Source organism: Pseudomonas sp. B6002 (genome assembly GCF_013385985.1).
Lineage (GTDB): Bacteria > Pseudomonadota > Gammaproteobacteria > Pseudomonadales > Pseudomonadaceae > Aquipseudomonas.
Map to the genome: position 1 here is coordinate 305,591 of NZ_JACAOY010000006.1, position 19,663 is coordinate 325,253.

Consider the following 19,663-nt stretch of genomic DNA (forward strand, 5'->3'; position numbering starts at 1 on the left):
CAAAAAAACTCCGGCAATAGGTGATCAGGCGCTGACAGGGGACTGGCGAACCACCGGGGTGGCTTCGCGGTATTCAAGGTATTGGCGCTGGATGGCGATGTGGTCGGCCACGTATTTGGCGTCGTGCCATACCCCCCAGATAAACGAAGAGCCACGGCGCGACTGCCACGGCAAACCAAGGAAGTAGATCCCGGCTTCGGTGGAGACCCCGCGCTGGTGCGCGGGCTTGCCGGCGGCGTCGAAGGCATCGACTTTCAGCCAGCTGTAGTCCACGGCAAAGCCGGTGGCCCAGATGATCGAAGTAATGCCGGCCGCGGCCAGGTCCAGCTCAAGGATCGGCTGCTTGATGCACTCGGCGTCGGGGAACACGCGGCGCGCTTCGGGTTCCAGCGGCAGGTCCAGGCCGTTGCGTTCGATGTAGGCATCGGCCGCGTCCAGCAGCGCCAGGTAGTTCTCATCGCCACGGGCCAGGTTGTCCACCAGGTTCGGCTGGAAGGTGGCGACGCTGCCGTTGAAGGCCTGGGTGAGGCCGACCAGGGTCATGCCTTGCTGCGCCAGCTCACGGAAGTCGATGGTCTTGCCGCCGTGGGCACCGCTGACCGCGATGGTCACGTGTTCACGCCCCGGCTTCATGGCCGCTTGGTCCCATTCGCCCAGCACACCAAGCCACCAGCAGAAGTCGCGGTTGCGGTAGGCGCGAGGCGGGCGGTCGTGGGCGCCGACCGACAGGTACACCTGGCGCCCGGAACGCTGCAGTTCATCGGCAATCTGCACGCCGGACGAACCAGCCCCCACCACCAGCACGGCACCGGCTGGCAGTTGCGCCGGGTTGCGGTAGTCGGCGGAGTGGATCTGGTGCAGCGCCGTGTCTTTGGGGGCGATGGCCGGGATCACCGGCTTCTGGAACGGCCCGGTCGCCGCGACGACACGGTTGGCTTCAATCACGCCTTCGCTGGTGTGCACGGTAAAGCCTGGGCGGCCGACATTGCGCACGACGGAGGTGACGTCCACACCGGTACGAATCGGCGCGTTGAATTTGCGTGCATAGGCTTCGAAGTAATCCGCGACGCGTTCTTTGGGCGCAAACGCATCGTCGGCGACGTCATCGAAGTGCAGGCCCGGAAAACGGTCATGCCAGGCCGGGCCGTTCGCCACCAGCGAATCCCAGCGCCCGGTGCGCCAGCGCTCGGCAATGCGGCTGCGCTCCAGTACCAGGTGTGGCACACCTTGCTTGCTCAAGTGCTCGCTCATGGCCACGCCAGCCTGACCGGCTCCCACGACGAGGGTGTCTATTTTTGTTATTGCTTGGGTCATGTGTCTGTCCTTGCGTAATGCAGTTGGATTCAGCTTGGGCATGACTTCAAGGCTAGGGGGAGGGCGGTTTTTAATAAAATATTATTAAGCTGGGAAGTGAGCATAAATATCGAATGCAGGCTCACCCTATCGGGTGATTTCGATGAGGGGGCGGGTGTGTGACCATTCTCGCAGTCCCTTGAGTGAGTCTTCGAAGTGGAAAACGACCGGCTTTCTTCCGCGCAGTGGTTTGAACAGATGGCCCGGGTCACCGAGAGCATCGGGCAAGCGGGTTTCGCGGCCACTCTGTTCGAGGCTCTCGGTTACCTGCAACCGATCCAGGCCACGACACTATATTGGTACCCGCGTGACGGCATGCCCAGCGCCTTGTTCGAGCTGGACGGGCCGTGGCTGCCCCAGGGCAACGTGCGCCAATACTTGTCCGGGTTCTATCTGCTCGACCCGTTCTACGGCGCCTGCGTCGAGGGCGTCAGCTCGGGCTGCTATGCCCTGGCCGACGTCGCCCCCGACCATTTCGAACTCAGCGAGTACTTCCAGTCGTTCTACCGGCATTCCCACCTGGAGGATGAACTCAACTACCTCCTGCAGTCGGGCAATGGCTCCAGCCTGGCGGTGTCGCTGGCGTTCACCCAGAAGCTCGACGCCGCCACCACTGAGCAGTTCAAGCGCATCACGCCGTGGCTGCTGGCCGTGCTGGGCAAGCACTTTGTGGGCTTGGACGCCCAGGGCGCGCGTTTTGCCAATGAGTTGGAGCAGCGCATTCACTCGGCGCTGAACAACTTTGGCTCGTCGATCCTGACCGAACGTGAATGCCGGATCGCCCAGTTGATCCTGCGCGGCCATTCCACCCGTTCGCTGGCCGAGCGCCTTGACGTCTCGGAAGACACGATCAAGTCCCACCGCAAACACATCTACACCAAGCTCGATATCGGCGCGCAGTCGGAGCTGTTTGCCCTGTTTATCGACTCACTCGCCGAAGCCCAGGGCGTGCTGAGCAAAGACCCCCTTGAAAGCTACATGAGCAAGCACCGCTGAGCGGCGTTGCTCCCCCTTGCGTCATCACTAATAAGAGAGAACCTCCATGAATCTACCCGCCCACCTGAACCGTCGCACCGAGGATTACCAGGCGTCCGATGCGGCCCACCACATCCACGCTTTCGTTGATCAAAAAGCGCTGAACGCCGAAGGCCCGCGTGTGATGGTGCGCGGCGAGGGCCTGTACCTGTGGGACAGTGAAGGCAAACGTTACCTGGACGGCATGTCGGGCCTGTGGTGCACGCAACTGGGCTATGGCCGCAAGGACCTGACCGCTGCCGCCGCCGCGCAGATGGACCAACTGGCCTACTACAACCTGTTCTTCCACACCACCCACCCGGCGGTGGTCGAGTTGTCGGAACTGCTGTTCAGCCTGCTGCCGGCTCACTACAGCCACGTGATCTACACCAACTCCGGCTCCGAGGCCAACGAGGTGCTGATCCGCACCGTGCGCCGCTACTGGCAGGTGGAGGGCCAGCCACAGAAGAAAATCATGATTGGCCGCTGGAACGGCTATCACGGTTCTACCCTGGCGGCTTCTGCGTTGGGCGGCATGAAGTTCATGCACGATATGGGTGGCCTGATTCCGGATGTCGCGCACATCGACGAGCCTTATTGGTACGCCCAGGGCGGTGACCTGACGCCGGCCGAGTTCGGTCGCCGCTGTGCGCTGCAGCTGGAAGAAAAGATCCTTGAACTGGGCGCTGAAAACGTCGCGGGCTTTATCGCCGAGCCGTTCCAGGGTGCAGGCGGCATGATCTTCCCGCCGGAAAGCTACTGGCCCGAGATCCAGCGCATCTGCCGTCAATACGACGTGTTGCTGTGTGCCGACGAGGTGATCGGGGGCTTTGGGCGCACCGGCGAGTGGTTCGCCCACCAGCACTTCGGTTTCGAGCCCGACACCTTGTCGATCGCCAAGGGCCTGACCTCCGGCTACCTGCCCATGGGCGGCCTGGTGCTGAGCACACGCATCGCCGATGCGCTGGTGGAGCGGGGCGGGGTGTTCGCCCACGGGCTGACCTATTCCGGGCACCCGGTGGCGGCAGCGGTGGCGCTGGCCAACCTCAAGGCCCTGCGCGATGAAGGCATCGTGCGCCAGGTGAAGGACGATACCGGGCCGTACCTGCAAAAGATCCTGCGCGAAGTGTTCGGCAACCACCCGATGATCGGCGAGATCCAGGGCACCGGCCTGCTTGCCGCCTTGCAGTTTGCCGAAGACAAAAGCACACGCAAACGCTTCGCCAACGAAAACGACCTGGCCTGGCAGTGCCGCACCTTCGGCTTCGAAGAGGGCGTGATCATTCGCTCGACCCTCGGCCGCATGATCATGGCGCCGGCCCTGGTGGCCACCCGTGCGGAGCTGGATGAACTGGTCGACAAGACCCGCATCGCGGTCGACCGCACCGCACGGATCGCGGGAAAACGCTGATGTGACCCGCTTACCCCTCCACGCAGAGGGGTGAGTGATCGCCTTCCGACAGCGCTTGAACGGCATCGATCTCATCGCATGCCGCGACGCCCTGCATGCCGATTTCCAGGAGTCACCCATGACGACAATAAAAAACGTGGCCGATACCCCCTCCCATCCTGCGTCCGCTGCACCTTCTGGCGGCCGACGCTTCCGCCAGCCGCTGGGCCTGGTCGGGCTGATCCTGTTCGGCCTGGCCTACATGGTCCCGCTGGCGGTGTTCACCACCTATGGCCTGGTCACCCAGATGACCCGTGGGCACTTGCCGACCGCCTACATGCTGACCCTCGCCGCGATGTTGCTGACCGCCTACAGCTACGGGCGCATGGTCCAGGCCCATCCCTATTCGGGGTCGGTCTACTCCTACACCCGCAAGGCGTTTGGCGCGTGTTTCGGTTTTATCGCCGGTTGGACGCTGCTGCTCGACTACATCTTTTTGCCGCTGCTCAGTTACCTGCTGATCGGCATCTACCTGTCCGAATACTTCCCCGGCGTGCCGACGGCCGTGTGGGTGCTCGGCTCGATTGCCCTGGTGACGGGGCTCAACCTGGTGGGCATCGAGTCGATCACCCGGGTCAACTGGGTGCTGATCGTGGCCCAGCTGGTGTTTATCGTGGTGTTCGTGGCGTTGTCGGTGCACAACCTGAACGAGCAGGCGGCACCGGTTTCGCTGTTTGCGCCGTTCCACCATGAAGGCTTCAGTGCGCCACTGATCATGGCGGGGGCAGCGGTGTTGTGCCTGTCGTTCCTGGGCTTTGATGCGGTGTCGACCATGGCCGAGGAAACCCCCAACCCGCGCCGCACCATCCCCCTGGCCATCCTGCTGGTGTCGTTGATTGGCGGCTTGTTGTTCCTGTTGGTCTCGTATTTCGCGCAGATGGTGTTTCCCGAGTGGAACAGCTTCGCCGACCCCGATTCCGCCTCGGTCGACGTGATGCGCCGTGTGGGCGGGGAAATGCTGGTGACCGCCTTTACCGCCACCTACGTCGCCGGCTGTTTTGCCTCGGCGATGGTGTCCCAGGCCAGTGTGTCGCGGGTGCTGTTTGCCATGGGCCGTGACGGCGCATTACCTCGGGTACTCGGCAAGCTGGTGACGAAAAAGCGCGTGCCGGCCACGGCGATTGTGCTGGTCAGCCTGTTTTCGTTGATTGCCTTGTTCATCACCCTGGACACCGTGGCCAACATGATCAGCTTCGGCGCGCTGTTCGCGTTCTCGGCGGTGAACCTGGCGGTGATCAAGCATTACCTGGTCGACCAGAAATTGCGTGGCCTGCGTAACTACCTGTTGTACGCCGCGCTACCGGCCCTGGGGTTTCTCAGCACGATCTGGCTGTGGACCAGCCTGTCGAGCATGTCCTTCACCATCGGCCTGTGCTGGATGGGCCTGGGGCTGCTTTGCCTGCTGGGTATCACCCGGGGCTTGAGCGTGAAGATGCCCGAATTGCAGATCGCTGAATAACCCTTCTTATCCCTCCGAAATCCATTGGGAGCACACCGTGTTCGATCTTGACTACTGGCAACAGCGTGTTGCCCGCCAGACCTATATCAACACCGCCTTGATCGGAGGCCGCGCCGTGAGCGCGGCCTCCGGGGCGACCTTCGATGCCATCAACCCTGCCACCCACCAGTTGCTCTCACGGGTGGCCGCGTGTGGCGAAATGGAAGTCGACCTGGCCGTACGCAGCGCACGCCAGGCCTTTGAAACCGGCCCGTGGCGGCGCATGGCGCCGGTGGAACGCAAGAAAATCCTCATCAAGCTCTCCGAGTTGTTGATGACCCACCGCGAAGAACTGGCGCTGCTCGACTCGCTGAACATGGGCAAGCCGGTGATGGACGCCTATCACATCGACGTGCCCGGCGCGGCTCATGTGTTCGCTTGGTATGGCGAGGCGCTCGACAAGCTCTACGATCAAGTCGCGCCCACGGCCCACAACGCGCTGGCAACCATTACCCGTGAAGCTCTCGGTGTGGTGGCGGCCGTGGTGCCGTGGAATTTCCCGCTGGACATGGCCGCGTGGAAGCTGGCCCCGGCCTTGGCGGCCGGCAACAGCGTGGTGCTCAAGCCCGCCGAGCAGTCGCCGTTTTCTGCGTTGCGCTTGGCCCAGCTCGCCCTCGAAGCGGGTATCCCCGAAGGCGTGCTCAATGTGGTGCCCGGCCTCGGCGAAAGCGCCGGCAAGGCCCTGGGGCTGCACCCTGATGTGGATTGCCTGGTGTTTACCGGCTCCACGCAGGTGGGCAAATACTTCATGCAGTATTCCGCGCAGTCGAACCTGAAGCAGGTGTGGCTGGAGTGCGGTGGCAAAAGCCCGAACCTGGTGTTCGAGGACTGCCAGGACCTGGACCTGGCAGCGGAGAAGGCCGCCTTCGGGATTTTCTTCAACCAGGGCGAGGTGTGTTCGGCCAACTCGCGGCTGTATGTGCAACGTTCCATCCATGACGAATTCGTCGAACGCGTGATTGCCAAGTCCCGCGCGTGGATGCCCGGCGACCCCCTCGACCCGCGCAGTGCTGCCGGCGCCATTGTCGACCGTGGGCAAACCGCGCATATCCTGCAGTCCATCGAACAGGCCCAGGGCGAGGGCGCCCGGCTCTTGTGTGGCGGGCAGCAGTTGACGATCAACGGCTCGTCAAACTTTATCCAGCCTACCGTGTTCGGCGACGTGACCTCGGACATGGCGCTTGCCCGTGACGAGGTGTTCGGCCCGGTGCTCGCTGTCAGTGCCTTCGACACCGAAGAGCAGGCGATCCAGCAAGCCAATGCGAGCATCTATGGCCTGGCGGCGTCGGTGTGGAGCGACGACCTCAACCGCGCACACCGCGTTGCCCGTGCCCTTAAGGTCGGTACGGTGTCGGTCAACACCGTCGACGCGCTGGATGTGACGGTGCCCTTTGGTGGCGGCAAACAGTCCGGGTTTGGGCGGGACCTGTCGTTGCACTCGTTTGACAAGTACACGCAGCTGAAAACCACCTGGTTCCAGTTGCGTTGATTCAAGTGCTTATCCGGTCGTGCATTCCTGGGTGCACGACCGGTGCCGGTGCAGGCACACTGGGCCCTCACTCAGAGGGCTTTCAGGACCATGGTCAACATTCGCGTGATGAGCACTGCCGACTACGACGCGGTGCTCGAACTGATGCAAGACACCCCCGGCATTTCCCTGCGCGACGCCGACTCCCGCGAGGCCACCGAGCGTTACCTGGCGCGCAACCCCGGCATGAGTTTTGTGGCGCAAGACAGCGGCCGGTTGATCGCCTGCGTGATGTGCGGCCATGATGGCCGTCGCGGTTATTTGCAGCACCTGCTGGTGCTGCCGGCGTATCGCCGCCAGGGCATCGCCCAGGCCTTGGTGCAACGCTGTCTTACGGAGCTTGAGCAACTGGGCATCCACAAATGCCACCTTGACGTGTTCAAGACCAACACAGACGCGGCCCGCTATTGGCAAGGGCAGGGCTGGACACTGCGCACGGATATCGACCGTTACTCATTCACCCGGGCGGGAAATGAAAACGCCTGAATCAGGGATCCCTGTGGGAGCTGGCTTGCCTGCGAAGGCGGTGGCATGGCGGAAACAGATGTTGCCTGAACCACCGCTATCGCTGGCAAGCCAGCTCCTACAGGGGCTTTGTGGTGCCAGCTACAGCTCGCATCGATGAAGGCAAGGGCGGCAGGATAACAAAGGCGTGCGCCTGTATCCCACAAAAGCAGCCAATCTGTGTCTACCGCCCAACCGGGCAGGTCGTCAGTTTCACGCCACGTTAACTGACGACCGAGTACATCATGGATCTCACTGCTGTTGCGTTTGGCACCACCGATTGGTCAACCCTCGAAGCACAGCTTCACCCCGGCATCACGGGCAGTGCGTTATGGCGGACCTGCCACTTCGGCACCACCCGCGTGCGCATGGTGGAATACACTCCGGGCTACCTGGCGGATCACTGGTGCTGGAGAGGGCATGTCCTGTTGTGCCTCGAAGGCGAATTGCACACGGAGCTGGAGGACGGTCGACAGTTCGTCCTCACACCCGGGATGAGTTATCAGGTGGGCAATGACATGGAAGGGCATCGCTCGTCGACGCCTGTTGGCGCGAAGCTGTTTATCGTGGATTGAAACGCAGATAAAAGCGCTTCATGCCTTTCGATAGATCCCACTCAATTCCCGCGCCAGCTCGATGAAGTTTTGCAGCGGTGCTGACGGGTTGAAGGTGCGGCGTACCAGCGTGATCGGCGCCAGCAACTTCGGGCGGGCGTCCTTGATCCGGCAATACACCACGCTTTCGCGGTGCACATCACGCATGGAGGCGGGCACCACCGAGATGCCTTCGCCCGCCGCCACCAGGCTGACGTTGGTCAGCATGCGCTCCACTTCAAAGGCGATCCTGGGTTCGAAGCCGGCGTTCTGGCAGGCCTTGATCAGGTTGGCGTACATGCCCGGCGCGCCGGGGCGGCGGACCAGGATGAAGCGCTCGTCCTTGAGGGCGACCAGGGGGATGGCCGTGTCGTTCAGCAGCGGGTGGCCGGTGGGCAGTGCGAGCAGCATTTCTTCGTTGAGCAGGCGGTGAAAGGTCAGGCTTTGGTGGGTGCTGACCGGTGCGCGGAGGATACCGATGTCGAGGCGTTTTTCGATGCTGTCCTCGGTCACTTCCTGGGCGCTGCCTTCGTTGATCGACAGCTCCACGCCGGGGTAACGCTCGCGATAGGCACGGATGATGCGCGGGATCAGCGGGTGGGCGGCGGCGGAGCTGGTGAAGCCGATCATCAGCGTGCCTTCGATGCCTTGTGCGGCGCGAGAAGCCTTGAGCGAGCCGTGCTCGACCCGGGCCAGGATCACTCGGGCCTCCTCCAGAAACACCAGGCCGCCGGCCGTGAGGTCGACGCCCTTGGGGTGGCGCTTGAACAGGTCGAAGCCCAGCTCTTTTTCAAGGGCGCGGATCTGTTGGCTGAGGGGCGGTTGCTGCATGTTAAGGCGCGCAGCGGCACGGGTGAAATGTCGCTCTTCGGCCACCATGATGAAATAACGTAAATGGCGAAGTTCCATGGTGGTATATCCCGTGACAAGACTTTATTATTTGCGGCCTGCAGTGGCCAGGCGGTCAATATGCCGAAAGCGGCGGATGCCGACAATAACAATAAGTAAAAACATGCCGGAGTGCCGATGCTCGCCCGATATACCCAGAATGGAACCCTGCCTATTCTGATTGCCATTGCACTGGGCATGACGTTGGGCCTGGCGTATCCGGACCTGGCAATCGAGATGAAAGTGCTCAGTGACGCGTTCATCAAGTTGGTCGGTTTATTGATGCCGTTCTTGCTGTTTGTGCTGGTGTCCACCGGTGTGGCCGGGATCAAGCGCGAACCCCATCACCGTTATGTGGTGCGGCGGATCATCGTGTATTTCCAATTGGTGTCCTGCGCCGCGCTGGTGATGGGCATGGCAACCGGCTGGGTGTTCAACCTGGAGCACAGCGCGTTGCCGGCGCCACCGTTACCGGCTGAAGGCTTCCTGCACGAACTGTCGCTGTTGTCGGCGTCTTCCACGCTGTATCACGTGTTTGCCCAAAGCCTGGTGCTGCAGGTGATGTGTGTCGCTATTGTCTGCGGGCTGCTGCTGGGGCGGGGCAGCCGGGTGGGCAACCGCTGCCTGGGTTGGCTGGAAAGCGGCGTACAAGGCCTGTTTTTGGTACTGCGGATTATCTTGAAATTTGCCCCTTTGGCAGCCTTTGGGGCGATGGCATTTGTGGTGGGTAAATATGGCGTTAGTTCGGTATTGCCCTTATTGAAGTTTGTGGTGGTTATTTATCTGGTCAGTGCGTTATTTGTGGTTGTGGTATTTGCCGCAATAACACGTTGGGTCGGCGTTAAGTTATCCAGCCTGATTGTTTATTTAAAAGAAGAGTTGTTGTTGGTGACATTCACCGGCTCTTCCGTGGCTGCGCTTCCGGGGTGCGTGAATAAACTCGAAGCTCTGGGTTGCGACCGCCAATTGGTACGCCTGGTGTTGACCACCGGCTACACCTTCAACCTGGCGGGCACCAACCTCTACCTGACCACCGCGATCATGTTCCTCGCCCACCTGGCCGGTGTGGAAATGGCCATGCCGCAATTGCTCGCGGTGCTGGTGATCTGCCTGATCACCTCGTTGAGCTCTACCAGCGTGGCGGGCTCGGCGCTGTTCACCTTGATCGCGACCTTGAACATCCTGCAACTGGTGCCGCTGGAAGGCGTCGGGTTGTTGCTGGGCGTGGAGCGATTGATGAAGTGCCGCTCGTTGACCAATGTGCTCGGCAACTGTGTGGCGTGCCTGGCGATCTGCGCGTGGCAACGATCAATTGACCGCCAGGCCCTGCACACCCAACTGACACACCCCTCACTGTAGGAGCCGGCTTGCCGGCGATTTGGCCCTCGGATTCAAGGGTGATCCTGAGGACGCCATCGCCGGCAAGCCGGGCTCCTACAAGGTGAGGTGTCAGCCTTTGGTGCTGGCCAGTTTGTCGAAGGCTTTGTCGAGGTTGCCTTCGGCGTTCTGCAGCTTTTCACGTCGTTCTTTCAGCCACTGCTGATCGCCTTCCAGGGTCTTGCGGGCCTCCACCAGCATGCGCTTGACCTCTTGCGGTTGCGGGCCGCCGGTGCCTTTGCGGGTCTGCACCATGGTGGTCGGCGACAGCGCTGCGCGGAAGCCGGCCTCATCAAGTGGCAAGGTGTTGGGCGTCCACTTGTACTTGTCAGCCGCCTGGCTATACAGCTTCTGCGCATCGGCATACGGGAAGGTTTTCGGCGTGGTGCCGTTGCTGCGGGCTTCTGTCACGATCAGCGAGGCAAAGCTGTGGCCGATGCGGAACGGCACCTTGAATTGGCGTTCCAGGGTGTCGGCCAGCTCCATCGAGGTGGTCCATTCTGACTCCAGCTCTTCCAGTGCGCGCTGCGGGTTGATCTGCAACGCGTCGAGCACCGCGTCGGTGGCTTCGAACATCTCCTTGGTGGAGCGGAACACGCCCAGGGAGTCGAAGGCGAACTTGTAGTCGGTCATGCCGGTGGTGACGTTGTGGGCACGCAGGGTCACCGCCTGGGCCAGGCCGACCACGTCCGAAGCGCTCTCACGGGCACGCATCAACAAGCCCGGGTTGCGTTTTTGCGGCATCGCGCTGCTGGTGTAGGTGGCTTCTTCATCCAGCAGCAACCAGGGGCGGATCTGGTGGTACTGGGTGTGGATGTCGCCGATCATCGCGCCCACGCGGATCGCCGAAGACGAGGCCAGGTTGGCCGCTTCAATCGGGATGTCATAGGTCGACACTTGGCTCGAATCCAGCGAGTTCTCACGCACTCCATCAAAGCCCAGCAACTCGGCCAGACGCTCGCGGTTCAGCGGGTACGCCGAGTTCGCCAGCACTGCCGTGCCCATCGGGCTCTTGTTCAGGCGCGTGTACAGCTCACGGATGCGTTGGCCGTCGCGGTCGAACGCGGCCTCGAAGGCCAGCAGGTAATGCGCATAACTGATCGGCATGGCCTGCACGCCATTGGTGTAGGCGGGCACCAGCGTGTCGACGTTTTTATCGGCAATGTTCAGCAGGCGCAGGCGCGTGGCGTTGAGGGCTTCGCTGTAGGCCAACACCTGGCTGCGCAAGGCGGCCAGGCGGTAGGTGGCGAGCATGTCCTGGCGGCTGCGGCCGGAGTGGATCAGCGAGGCCTCGGGACCGATCTTGTCGGTCATGATTTTTTCCAGTTGCAGCACGTCACTCGGGCGCGTGCCACCGGGCTGGTCGGCCTGGGCGATGGCGTAGCGCACGCCACCGGCGATCTTCTGGCCCATCTCGGGCTTGACGATGCCTTCTTCGGTGAGCATCACAATCGAGGCTTTGTTGATGCGGTTCAGCCAGGCGAACTGGGTCTGGGTCGGGTCGCCCTTGGCTTTGTGTTCGGTTTGCGAACTGTCGGGCGTGGCGCCGACTTTCGCCGCTTGGGCAGCGCATTGTTCGGTGGTGGCACACGGCAGCTCGCCGGTATTGGCCGCCTGGGCGCCGAAGCTGTTGAAGAGGGCGAAAGCCACCGCCAGGTGGAGCAGGCTTTTCAGGGCGCGAGGGGATGTGTTCACAGGGATACCCGATTTATTTTTGGAATTGTGGGCCGCTGTCGCGCAGGCGAGGGCGGCAGAATCAGGCTATCGGGTCTGTTTGCAGATTGAAAATATATAGTAAGTGTTGATCGCAGAGCTTTTGTGTATGTCGTTAAGGCTTTGAAGCCATTCTTCACAATGGCTGTGCTATACCGTGCCTTTTCTGCGGAGCAACCTATGCGCCAGGATCAACTCGACGGGCTGGTGACCTTTGTGTGTGTCGCCGAACACGCGAGCTTTTCGGCCGCCGCCGTGCGCCTGGGCGTGTCGCCCTCGGCGGTGAGCCAGGTGATCCGCAACCTGGAGCAGCGCCTGGGTGTCGCGCTGTTCAACCGCACCACCCGCAGCGTGAGCCTGACGGAAGCGGGCGCGGGTTTCCTGGCCAAGGTGCAGCCGGCCGTGAACGCACTGACGGCAGCGGCCCAGGAGGTGGGCGACAGCAGCGGCTTGCCGTCCGGCCTGCTGCGCCTCAACGTGCCCCGCGCCGGCTACCTGACGGTGCTGCAACCGCTGTTGTCGGCGTTTCTGGAAGCCCACCCGCAGATTGACCTGGAACTGACCCTGGAAAATGCCCTGGTCGACATCGTGCGCCTGGGCTTCGATGCAGGCATTCGCTTTGGGGATTTCGTCGAGCAAGACATGGTGGCGGTCAAGGTCGGGCCGGCGTTGCGTATGCATGTGATCGCGTCCCCTGGCTATCTCGCCCGATACGGCACGCCGAAACACCCGGGCGAATTGCTGCAGCACAACTGCATCGGCTTTCGTGCGTCGAGTGGCGTGGTGGAACGTTGGGACTTGGCCCGGGGCCAGGAAACGCTGTTGTTGCCGGTGAGCGGGCGGATGATCGTCAATGACTCATCGGCGCTGGTGCAAAGCGTGCTGGACGGCTTGGGGATCGGCTACATGATCAGCGGGCATATCGACCCGCTGATTGCGCGAGGTGAACTGGTGAGCCTGTTCGAAGACTGGTGCCCGACGCTGCCCGGGTACACCCTGTATTACCCCGACCGCCGCCGCGTCAGCCGCAAACTGCGGGCCCTGATCGACTTCCTGCGCCAACCGCCTGCTGTTCCGATGGGCGATCGGACATAGGTGTTGTGATGACTGTGGCGAGCGGGCTTGCCCCGCGTTGGGCTGCGAAGCAGCCCTAGGTTGTGGGCCACTGCGGTGTATCAGTTAAATCGAGGTGCCTGGGTTTGGGGCCGCTTCGCGACCCAACGCGGGGCAAGCCCGCTCGCCACAACAAGCCCGCAATCCAGAACAGGCCTGCAGCCGATAACATCAGACCCGCTCAGTGCATTTTGCTGTGGTCCATGCCGTCGAGGGCACGGGCGGGGGCCTTGATGTCGATCGTTTGTTTGTTGCCTTTGGCGTCTTGCACCGTGAGGGTCAGCGGCACCTGGTCGCCTTCCTTGATCTGGCCGGTCAGGCCCATCAGCATCACGTGGTAGCCATTCGGGTCGAGGGTGACCGCCTTGCCGGCGGGCAGGGCAACCGAGTCCACCGGGCCCATGCGCATCACGTCGTCCTTCATGCTCATCTCATGGATCTGCACGTCCTTGGCCACCGGCGAGGCTACGCTCAGCAGCTTGCTGTCGCTGTCGGCGGTGACGGTCATGAACGCACCGCTGGACGGCTGGCCCGGCACGCTGGCGCGCACCCAGGCGTCGGTGACCAGCACTTGGGCGCTGGCGTGGGCGGCGAGGCCCAGCAGGGTGAGGCCGAGGGTCAGGCGCTTGAGGTGTTGAACGGCAGTCATTAGCAGACCTCCATGACGGTGAGCAGGTCTTCTGCGCACTCTTTAGCGGTAAGGGACGCCTGCAGGCCCAGGCGCAGGTTGCCACGGGTGTCGAAGACAAAACTGGTGGCGGTGTGGGACAGGGTGTAGGTATCACCGGCGGGTATCTTTTCATAAAAGATCCCGAATTCCTTGGCGGCCACGGCGATCTCTTCCGGGGTGCCGTACAGCGCTTCGAAGCTGGGGTCGAAGGCCTTGACGTACTTGTCGAGAATTTCCGGGGTGTCGCGTTCGGGATCGAGGGTGATGAACACCACCTGCATGATCTCGCCGTCGCGGCCCATCAGCTTCTTGGCCTGGGCGGCGCGTGCCAGGGTGGTGGGGCACACCGCCGGGCATTGGGTAAAACCGAAGAACACCACCGGCATCAGACCACGGTACGAACTCAGGGTGACGGTCTCGCCGTCGGTGTTCTTGAGCTTGAAGGTGCGGCCCATGATCTTGTCACTGAGGTCCTTGCCGTACTTGAAGTTCAGCTTGGGGCTGTAGTCACAGCCGCTCAGCAGGCTGCCCAGGCCCAACAGGCCCATACCGGTCAGCACTTTGCGGCGGGTGAATAACGTACTCATCAACTGTGCATCCTGTGAAACGCCTGCATTGCCCTGGAGCTGCACATCAGGCTTGGGAAAGGAGTAACGATGCGGGTGCACAGTCTACCAACCCGGGCCAGCCCACGTAATCTGCGACGTTCTGCCACAGGGGCGCGTCGTGCTTCATCCGGGCGCGGCTTCGGTGGTAGAGTCGCCGCCATGAAATTGAGCCACCCCGACCGCGCCCTGATCGCCTGGACCCTGTACTTCTGCGTGCTGATGAACGTGTTCGTCTGCGGTTTGGGGCATGGCCAGATGATGGGCCAACAGCTCAACGGGATCGGTGGCGCGTTCTGTTCCGTGGAGGGCAAGCAGGCGCCACTTTCCGACAAAGGGTTGAGTAACCCGGCGTCCAGCAACATCTCGAACTACTTTGCCTGCCCGGTGTGCAACGCGGTGACCGTCGCCATCGTGTTCCTGATCGGCCTGGCCTGGTTGCTCGGCCTTGGGCAAATCCCACGCCCGGCCCATGAACGGCGCAGCAAGGCGCCGCCCCGATATTCCTGGCCGTCGGCCAACCCTCGCGCTTCTCCCGCTTTCTGACGTGTGCCTTGGGCCTCCTGTGACCAGGGGGCGTTCTATCGTCACGACTGTGAGTGCGTTCCATGAACCCTGTATTGCCTGCCGGCGCTCGCCGCCTGGTCAGCAAGGCGTCCCGTCGCCTGCGCGCAGAACCGACTCTGCCTGACTATCCGAGCAATTCCCGTTGTTTCGTGCACCTGGATGCACGCCTGCTGCCCCATTGGCACACCTTGTTCGACATCTGCCCGGCGTTGCTCAAGCTCGACCCACCGGAAGGCCTGAACCTGTTCCGCAGCTTCATGACCTGGGCCTACCGTAACCAGCCGCCGCTGGACTGGACTTATCACCTGAATATCTGCCGCTGGCTGCTCGGCTCGGCCTATCGCACGCAGATCGACGACGAACCGATCGAAGCGTTCATGGCCGCTGCGGCTGCGTGCTGGGTCAACACGGACGACAGCCAGGCCCGGGGTGTGGTCCTGGCCTGGCGAGGTACGCGGGTATTCGATTGGAAGGGCGACGCGTTGCCCGCTGCCGAGCGTCAGCCGTTGCCGACGCCGGTGGGGGATTTCGCCTGGTGCCCGTTGACGGTGCGGGGTGAGTTCAGCGGGTGGTTGCTGGTGCCGTGAGGTGCTGGCGGATCCAACTTTTGACGTCTGTCACCGCAATCTGGTGCTGTGCATTGAAGGTCACGGCGGGGTCCCAGGCCACGCCGTGGCCTTGGGCGAACACGGCGCGGTATTTCTTCAAGTTGTCGTCCGGCGTCTCTGCCAGTTCCGCCTGCAAGAACGGCACTGACCAGGGCGTGCGTTCGAGGCTAATGCCCAGCACTGCGTCCACGGTATCGGCCAGTTGCCCGTAGGTCAGGGTGTCGCCGGCGGTGAACACCACTTGGTTGGTGAGTGGCGGTTCAGCCAGCACGATCTGCGCGGTCAGCCGGCCGATATCCTCTGGGGTGGTGACGGTGACAGCGGTGTCCCAATCACCCAGGGCATGCACGGTATTGTTGGGTAAATCGACCACACCAAAGGACGGTTCAAACAGGAAACTGGTGAACATCCCGGTGGAGATGATCAGCCACTGCGTGCCTTGTTGGCCGCGCAGCAGGTCGCGTACATCCAGTTGTTCATCGAAGGTGTCCTGCGGGCTGCCACGGCCGATCACGTCGTAGTCCACACCAAACTGCCACGGCACATAGCGTTGCACGCCGCCTTCGATGGCCGCCCGTGCGAGCTTGCGCTGGGTGCCCGGGCCTGCGGCAAACCCGGTGCAACAGATGACCGTGGCGAAGGGCGCGAAAAGCGCGGCGAGGGTGCTTTGGCTATCGTTCTGCAAGTCGCCGGCGAGCAACTCGATACCCAATGTTTGCAGCTGCCGGGCGGTGGCCGATTGCAGGCTGGCAGGGCGCAGCACGACGGCTATTCGCGTGGTGTGTGACGCGGCTGAAGCGGCCAGCGCTTGCAGCACAGCCATGCCCAGTTCCCCGGCGCCGAGTACCAGAATGGAAGAAGGGGTCATAGGGTTCTCCGTCGAGGTTGAAAGTCGTGGCATGCTTGCAGAATTAGTCGCCACGCATAAGAAGGCACACCAGTGATACCGGGAGAACAGCATGGATAACCACGAGATCATCCGACGCTCGCAAGCGGCCTGCGATGCCCTGAGCGCAGACGATGACGGCCTCAAGCGCGAGCTGCTGACCCATGCCGGCAACCGGTGGTCCCTGGGGATCGTGCATGTGCTGGGCGTGAACGGCCGGTTGCGCCATGCCGAGATCGGCCGGCGCATGAAAGGCGTGACCCAGCGCATGCTCACCCGCACGCTGCGCCAGTTGGAACGCGATGGCCTGGTGCTGCGCCATGACTTCGAAGAAGTGCCGCCCAAGGTCGAATACGAACTGTCATCCCTCGGCACGCAGCTACTGGTGAACATGTTCCCGCTGTGGAATTGGGTGGTGGACAACGCCGATGCGTTTCGCCAGGCGCGGGAACGCTTTGATGCCACCCGAGATGAGGCTTTGTAATCGGCAACAGGCGCGGCACACTACGCGCCTTCAACGCCTCACCTTCAAGGATTGCCATGGATTGCAGGGTCAAACAATACGCTTCGTTGTTGTGGCTTGCCGGAGTATTGCTGGGTGCCGGCACACCGGCCTGGGCCGCCTCCTTTGATTGCAGGAAAGCCACGACGCCCGTCGAGCAGACGCTCTGCGCCAATGCCGAATTGAGCCGCCTCGACACCACGCTGGGCGAGCACTACCGGCGTGCCATGGGCAAGCTCGAAGGTGCGCCGCGTGAGGCGTTGCGCAACGGCCAACGCGCCTGGCTGCAAACCCGCAATGCTTGCGGCGTTGAAGTCACCTGCCTGCAACCCTTGTTGAGCCAGCGAGTGGTCGAAGTGGGCAAGCTCACCCAGCCGGACACTGCCGAGCTGGACGCGATCATCGCGAGTCTTCCCGACCGCCCGGCCGACGCCGCCAAAGGCTTGCGCGATTACCCCTCGAGTGAGCTGGCGGCGGCGTGGCTGGTGTACCTGCAACGTTTCGAACCCACCAGCGGGGTGACCGCTGAAGAAGCCGACGCCAACCGCCAGCAGGTGTTGGCAGTGCTCAAGACCGACAGCTTCCCCTGGGGGATTTACCAGGACCTGGACAACGACCCCAAGGTCAGCCGCGACCAGGTCATGCTGACCCTGCTGCGCATGATGATCGAGCGTGCGCAGTACGCGTTTTTCGGCGACCAGCGCGCCTATGTGCACTGCTTTGTGTTCAGTCGCCACGGCGCTGATGCCTACGCGGCGTTCGGGCCGTTGTATGGCTCCACCCGCGACACGTTCGCCCCGGTGTGCGCGCCTCAGGGTGACCTGTTCAAACAGGCGCCCTGGACCCAGTTGGAAGCTGGTTTCGACCCCGCCATCGACAAGGCCAGCGGCAATACCGGCACCATCCGCTTTGCCAGCTATGCCGCGTGGAATGTGCTGGGGCTTCGTGCCACGGTCTCGCCACGGGACTTCCTCACACCGGCCGCGCCCGCGCAAGATCCCGCCGCCGCTATAAGCAGCTGGACCGATGACGCGCTATGGCCAAAAAAATCCCGTCAGCAGGCACTGGCCGCCATCGAGCCTGTACGGCAAGTGACGGCGACCTGGTTGCAGCGCGAGCGCGGGCTATCGGCCGATGACGCACGCAGGGCAGCGCGGGAAATTGTCCGGCAGTGGCTGGACCAGCGCCTGGACTTTATCGGCGACTACGACGGCAGCGAATAAGCCGCTAACTCCCGGTGCGAGGTGTGCGGCTCGGCGGGGTTTTATCGCTGCGGTGCTTGGGTTTGGGGGTCGGTTTGGCGCTGTCTTTTTTCGGCGTCGAATCGGCTTTTTTGTCGCTGTCGGCGGGGCTGCTGGGGTAGGTGCCTGGCGGCAGGGCAGAGCCTGCGGCATTGTCCCCGCTCAAGCTGGGCGGTGGGCTGGTGTCATCGCCGAAGGCCGCGTAGGCCGGGCTGCCCAGCCATCCGGCGAGGCAGATGATCAACACGATGTTGCGCGAGATATCGGTCTTCATGACGTGATCCCTTTTCCATGTTTCGTCGCCTCCGGGTCAATTCAAGGCGGCTCACTAATTGGGAGTCATGGTGTGGAACCAAAGTTTGGAAAATTTCCCCGTGCGCGACGAAAGGCCATCGCCGGGCAGTTTTAATGAACCCTCACGCCGATCCCTTGACCTAATGCATACGACCTCAGGAGGTGACGCATGCAAATAGACTATGTCTGGATCGGTTTGGCGGTGATTTTGCTGCTGTTGGAGCTGTGGGCGATCAACATCGTATTACGCAGCACCGGTGGTTGGGAGACCAAGGGGCTGTGGCTGATCATTCTGATTTTCGTACCGCTGTTCGGGCTTATCGCCTGGGCCATGTTCGGGCCTAAACGCGAGATGCCTGATCAGCGTCGAAGCTGAAGTAGCAGGTAAAAAAACAGGCGCCTCAGGGCGCCTGTTTTCATTCAACGGTGGGCCATCAACCGGCAACGGCCTTGGCAATCGCGTCGTTGAATGCCGGCAGGTCGTCCGGCGTGCGTGAGGTGATCAGCGTCCAGCCATTGGCCTTGCACTCTTTGACCTGTGCGTCCACCCAATCGGCCGCGCCGGCGTTGATCAGGTCCGTGCGCACGCTTTTGTACGAGGTGAGGGTCTTGCCCTTGATGACACCAGCGTCGATCAACGCCCAGGGGCCGTGACAAATGGCCGCCACGGGTTTGCCCGCTTTGACGAACTCATTGATCAGCTTGAGCGCTGCCGCGTCCTGGCGCAGGGTATCGGCATTTACAGTGCCGCCAGGGATGATCAGGGCATCAAAGTCGGCGCTGGAGACCTCGGACAATTTGGCATCGGATTCCACCGCCTTATCTTTCTCGGTGTCGCCCACAAAGGTCTGGGTCGTACCGCCCTTGCTGGAGGCGTGGGTCACGGTCGCGCCATCGCCACGCAGTTGCTGCAGAGGCTTGAGCAGTTCGTCGCGCTCGATACCGGTGTTGGAGGTGATGATCAGGATCTTCTTGGCAGTGAGTCGGGAACTCATGGTGGGGTGTCTCCTGTGGCGCACGTTGGATGGGAAGGTGTGACTACCGTCTGTTGAGCGGGCGTGTGTGCCGAAGGTTTAAATTAATTCGCGTTTATTTCTCCGATGGTCCGCCAGAGCAACTTCCTTGAACTATCACCTGGGAGCGGGCCTCTGCTGTTTACAGTCCGCTGTTTCAAGGGCCGTTCAACTGCCAGGAGCCATCGCCATGATCCCGTTCGCCTGTGATGAAAAAAGCCATGATCCCACGCTGGGGGAATAACC

21 protein-coding genes are annotated in these 19,663 nt (G+C 62.2%); 13 read left to right on the forward strand and 8 right to left on the reverse strand.

Features of this window, described 5'->3' with window-relative positions:
- Nucleotides 1-24 precede the first annotated feature (24 nt).
- Nucleotides 25-1,356, reverse strand: coding sequence for a flavin-containing monooxygenase (locus tag HX792_RS08670; RefSeq protein WP_371319335.1), 1,332 nt, complete (start codon nt 1,354-1,356; stop codon nt 25-27).
- Between the two features lie 195 nt (nt 1,357-1,551).
- On the opposite strand from HX792_RS08670, the gene HX792_RS08675 reads away from it, so the two are divergent.
- The 6 genes from HX792_RS08675 (at nt 1,552) to HX792_RS08700 (ending at nt 7,922) form a co-directional block, all read left to right on the forward strand.
- Nucleotides 1,552-2,349 (forward strand): helix-turn-helix transcriptional regulator, encoded by a 798-nt coding sequence (locus HX792_RS08675; RefSeq protein WP_176996168.1) that lies wholly within the window; start codon nt 1,552-1,554, stop codon nt 2,347-2,349.
- A 46-nt stretch (nt 2,350-2,395) separates the two neighbouring features.
- Nucleotides 2,396-3,778: an aspartate aminotransferase family protein gene (locus HX792_RS08680; protein WP_176995680.1), complete on the forward strand. Its 1,383-nt coding sequence runs from the start codon at nt 2,396-2,398 to the stop codon at nt 3,776-3,778.
- Nucleotides 3,779-3,896: 118 nt separating this feature from the next.
- Complete coding sequence (locus HX792_RS08685) at nt 3,897-5,276, forward strand: APC family permease (protein ID WP_176995681.1); 1,380 nt, start codon at nt 3,897-3,899, stop codon at nt 5,274-5,276.
- Nucleotides 5,277-5,313: 37 nt separating this feature from the next.
- Nucleotides 5,314-6,804 (forward strand): aldehyde dehydrogenase, encoded by a 1,491-nt coding sequence (locus tag HX792_RS08690; protein WP_176995682.1) that lies wholly within the window; start codon nt 5,314-5,316, stop codon nt 6,802-6,804.
- 90 nt (nt 6,805-6,894) lie between these two features.
- The gene (locus HX792_RS08695; protein ID WP_176995683.1) at nt 6,895-7,329 is read left to right on the forward strand and encodes a GNAT family N-acetyltransferase; all 435 of its coding nucleotides are present in this window, start codon (nt 6,895-6,897) and stop codon (nt 7,327-7,329) included.
- A gap of 263 nt (nt 7,330-7,592) precedes the next feature.
- Entirely contained in the window at nt 7,593-7,922 is a 330-nt protein-coding gene (locus HX792_RS08700) for a DHCW motif cupin fold protein (protein ID WP_176995684.1), read from the forward strand.
- Between the two features lie 18 nt (nt 7,923-7,940).
- Here HX792_RS08700 and HX792_RS08705 read toward each other — a convergent pair whose 3' ends face one another.
- Complete coding sequence (locus HX792_RS08705) at nt 7,941-8,849, reverse strand: LysR family transcriptional regulator (protein ID WP_176995685.1); 909 nt, start codon at nt 8,847-8,849, stop codon at nt 7,941-7,943.
- Nucleotides 8,850-8,966: 117 nt separating this feature from the next.
- Here HX792_RS08705 and HX792_RS08710 point away from each other — a divergent pair, with 117 nt between their 5' ends.
- Nucleotides 8,967-10,187, forward strand: coding sequence for a cation:dicarboxylate symporter family transporter (locus HX792_RS08710; RefSeq protein WP_176995686.1), 1,221 nt, complete (start codon nt 8,967-8,969; stop codon nt 10,185-10,187).
- 90 nt (nt 10,188-10,277) lie between these two features.
- Here HX792_RS08710 and HX792_RS08715 read toward each other — a convergent pair whose 3' ends face one another.
- Nucleotides 10,278-11,900 (reverse strand): argininosuccinate lyase, encoded by a 1,623-nt coding sequence (locus HX792_RS08715; protein WP_176995687.1) that lies wholly within the window; start codon nt 11,898-11,900, stop codon nt 10,278-10,280.
- Between the two features lie 198 nt (nt 11,901-12,098).
- Between HX792_RS08715 and HX792_RS08720 the strand changes: the two genes are divergently transcribed.
- Nucleotides 12,099-13,013 (forward strand): LysR family transcriptional regulator, encoded by a 915-nt coding sequence (locus HX792_RS08720; protein ID WP_176995688.1) that lies wholly within the window; start codon nt 12,099-12,101, stop codon nt 13,011-13,013.
- A gap of 199 nt (nt 13,014-13,212) precedes the next feature.
- Here HX792_RS08720 and HX792_RS08725 read toward each other — a convergent pair whose 3' ends face one another.
- Entirely contained in the window at nt 13,213-13,680 is a 468-nt protein-coding gene (locus HX792_RS08725; protein ID WP_176995689.1) for a copper chaperone PCu(A)C, read from the reverse strand.
- Nucleotides 13,680-14,288, reverse strand: a complete 609-nt coding sequence (locus HX792_RS08730) for an SCO family protein (RefSeq protein ID WP_176995690.1) — start codon at nt 14,286-14,288, stop codon at nt 13,680-13,682. Before HX792_RS08730 ends, HX792_RS08725 begins: the two co-directional genes overlap by 1 nt.
- 180 nt (nt 14,289-14,468) lie before the next feature.
- Here HX792_RS08730 and HX792_RS08735 point away from each other — a divergent pair, with 180 nt between their 5' ends.
- Both HX792_RS08735 and HX792_RS08740 read left to right on the forward strand, forming a co-directional pair.
- A complete protein-coding gene (locus tag HX792_RS08735) occupies nt 14,469-14,852 on the forward strand; it encodes a DUF2946 domain-containing protein (protein WP_176995691.1) in 384 nt (127 codons plus the stop codon).
- Nucleotides 14,853-14,914: 62 nt separating this feature from the next.
- Nucleotides 14,915-15,460 carry a putative natural product biosynthesis protein gene (locus HX792_RS08740; protein ID WP_176995692.1) on the forward strand — a complete coding sequence of 182 codons (546 nt, stop codon included), beginning with the start codon at nt 14,915-14,917 and terminating at the stop codon, nt 15,458-15,460.
- Here the strand turns inward: HX792_RS08740 and HX792_RS08745 are convergent.
- Nucleotides 15,435-16,349 (reverse strand): aromatic alcohol reductase, encoded by a 915-nt coding sequence (locus tag HX792_RS08745; RefSeq protein WP_176995693.1) that lies wholly within the window; start codon nt 16,347-16,349, stop codon nt 15,435-15,437. The genes HX792_RS08740 and HX792_RS08745 overlap by 26 nt on opposite strands.
- A 91-nt stretch (nt 16,350-16,440) precedes the next feature.
- On the opposite strand from HX792_RS08745, the gene HX792_RS08750 reads away from it, so the two are divergent.
- On the forward strand, nt 16,441-16,851 hold the full coding sequence (locus HX792_RS08750; RefSeq protein WP_176995694.1) for a helix-turn-helix domain-containing protein: 411 nt from the start codon (nt 16,441-16,443) through the stop codon (nt 16,849-16,851).
- A gap of 56 nt (nt 16,852-16,907) precedes the next feature.
- The gene (locus tag HX792_RS08755; protein ID WP_176995695.1) at nt 16,908-18,092 is read left to right on the forward strand and encodes a lysozyme inhibitor LprI family protein; all 1,185 of its coding nucleotides are present in this window, start codon (nt 16,908-16,910) and stop codon (nt 18,090-18,092) included.
- A 4-nt stretch (nt 18,093-18,096) separates the two neighbouring features.
- Here HX792_RS08755 and HX792_RS08760 read toward each other — a convergent pair whose 3' ends face one another.
- A complete protein-coding gene (locus HX792_RS08760; protein WP_176995696.1) occupies nt 18,097-18,384 on the reverse strand; it encodes a hypothetical protein in 288 nt (95 codons plus the stop codon).
- Between the two features lie 189 nt (nt 18,385-18,573).
- On the opposite strand from HX792_RS08760, the gene HX792_RS08765 reads away from it, so the two are divergent.
- Nucleotides 18,574-18,780: a PLDc N-terminal domain-containing protein gene (locus tag HX792_RS08765; RefSeq protein WP_176995697.1), complete on the forward strand. Its 207-nt coding sequence runs from the start codon at nt 18,574-18,576 to the stop codon at nt 18,778-18,780.
- Nucleotides 18,781-18,838: 58 nt separating this feature from the next.
- On the opposite strand, the gene HX792_RS08770 is transcribed toward HX792_RS08765, so the two are convergent.
- On the reverse strand, nt 18,839-19,399 hold the full coding sequence (locus HX792_RS08770; RefSeq protein ID WP_176995698.1) for a type 1 glutamine amidotransferase domain-containing protein: 561 nt from the start codon (nt 19,397-19,399) through the stop codon (nt 18,839-18,841).
- Nucleotides 19,400-19,663: the final 264 nt, after the last annotated feature.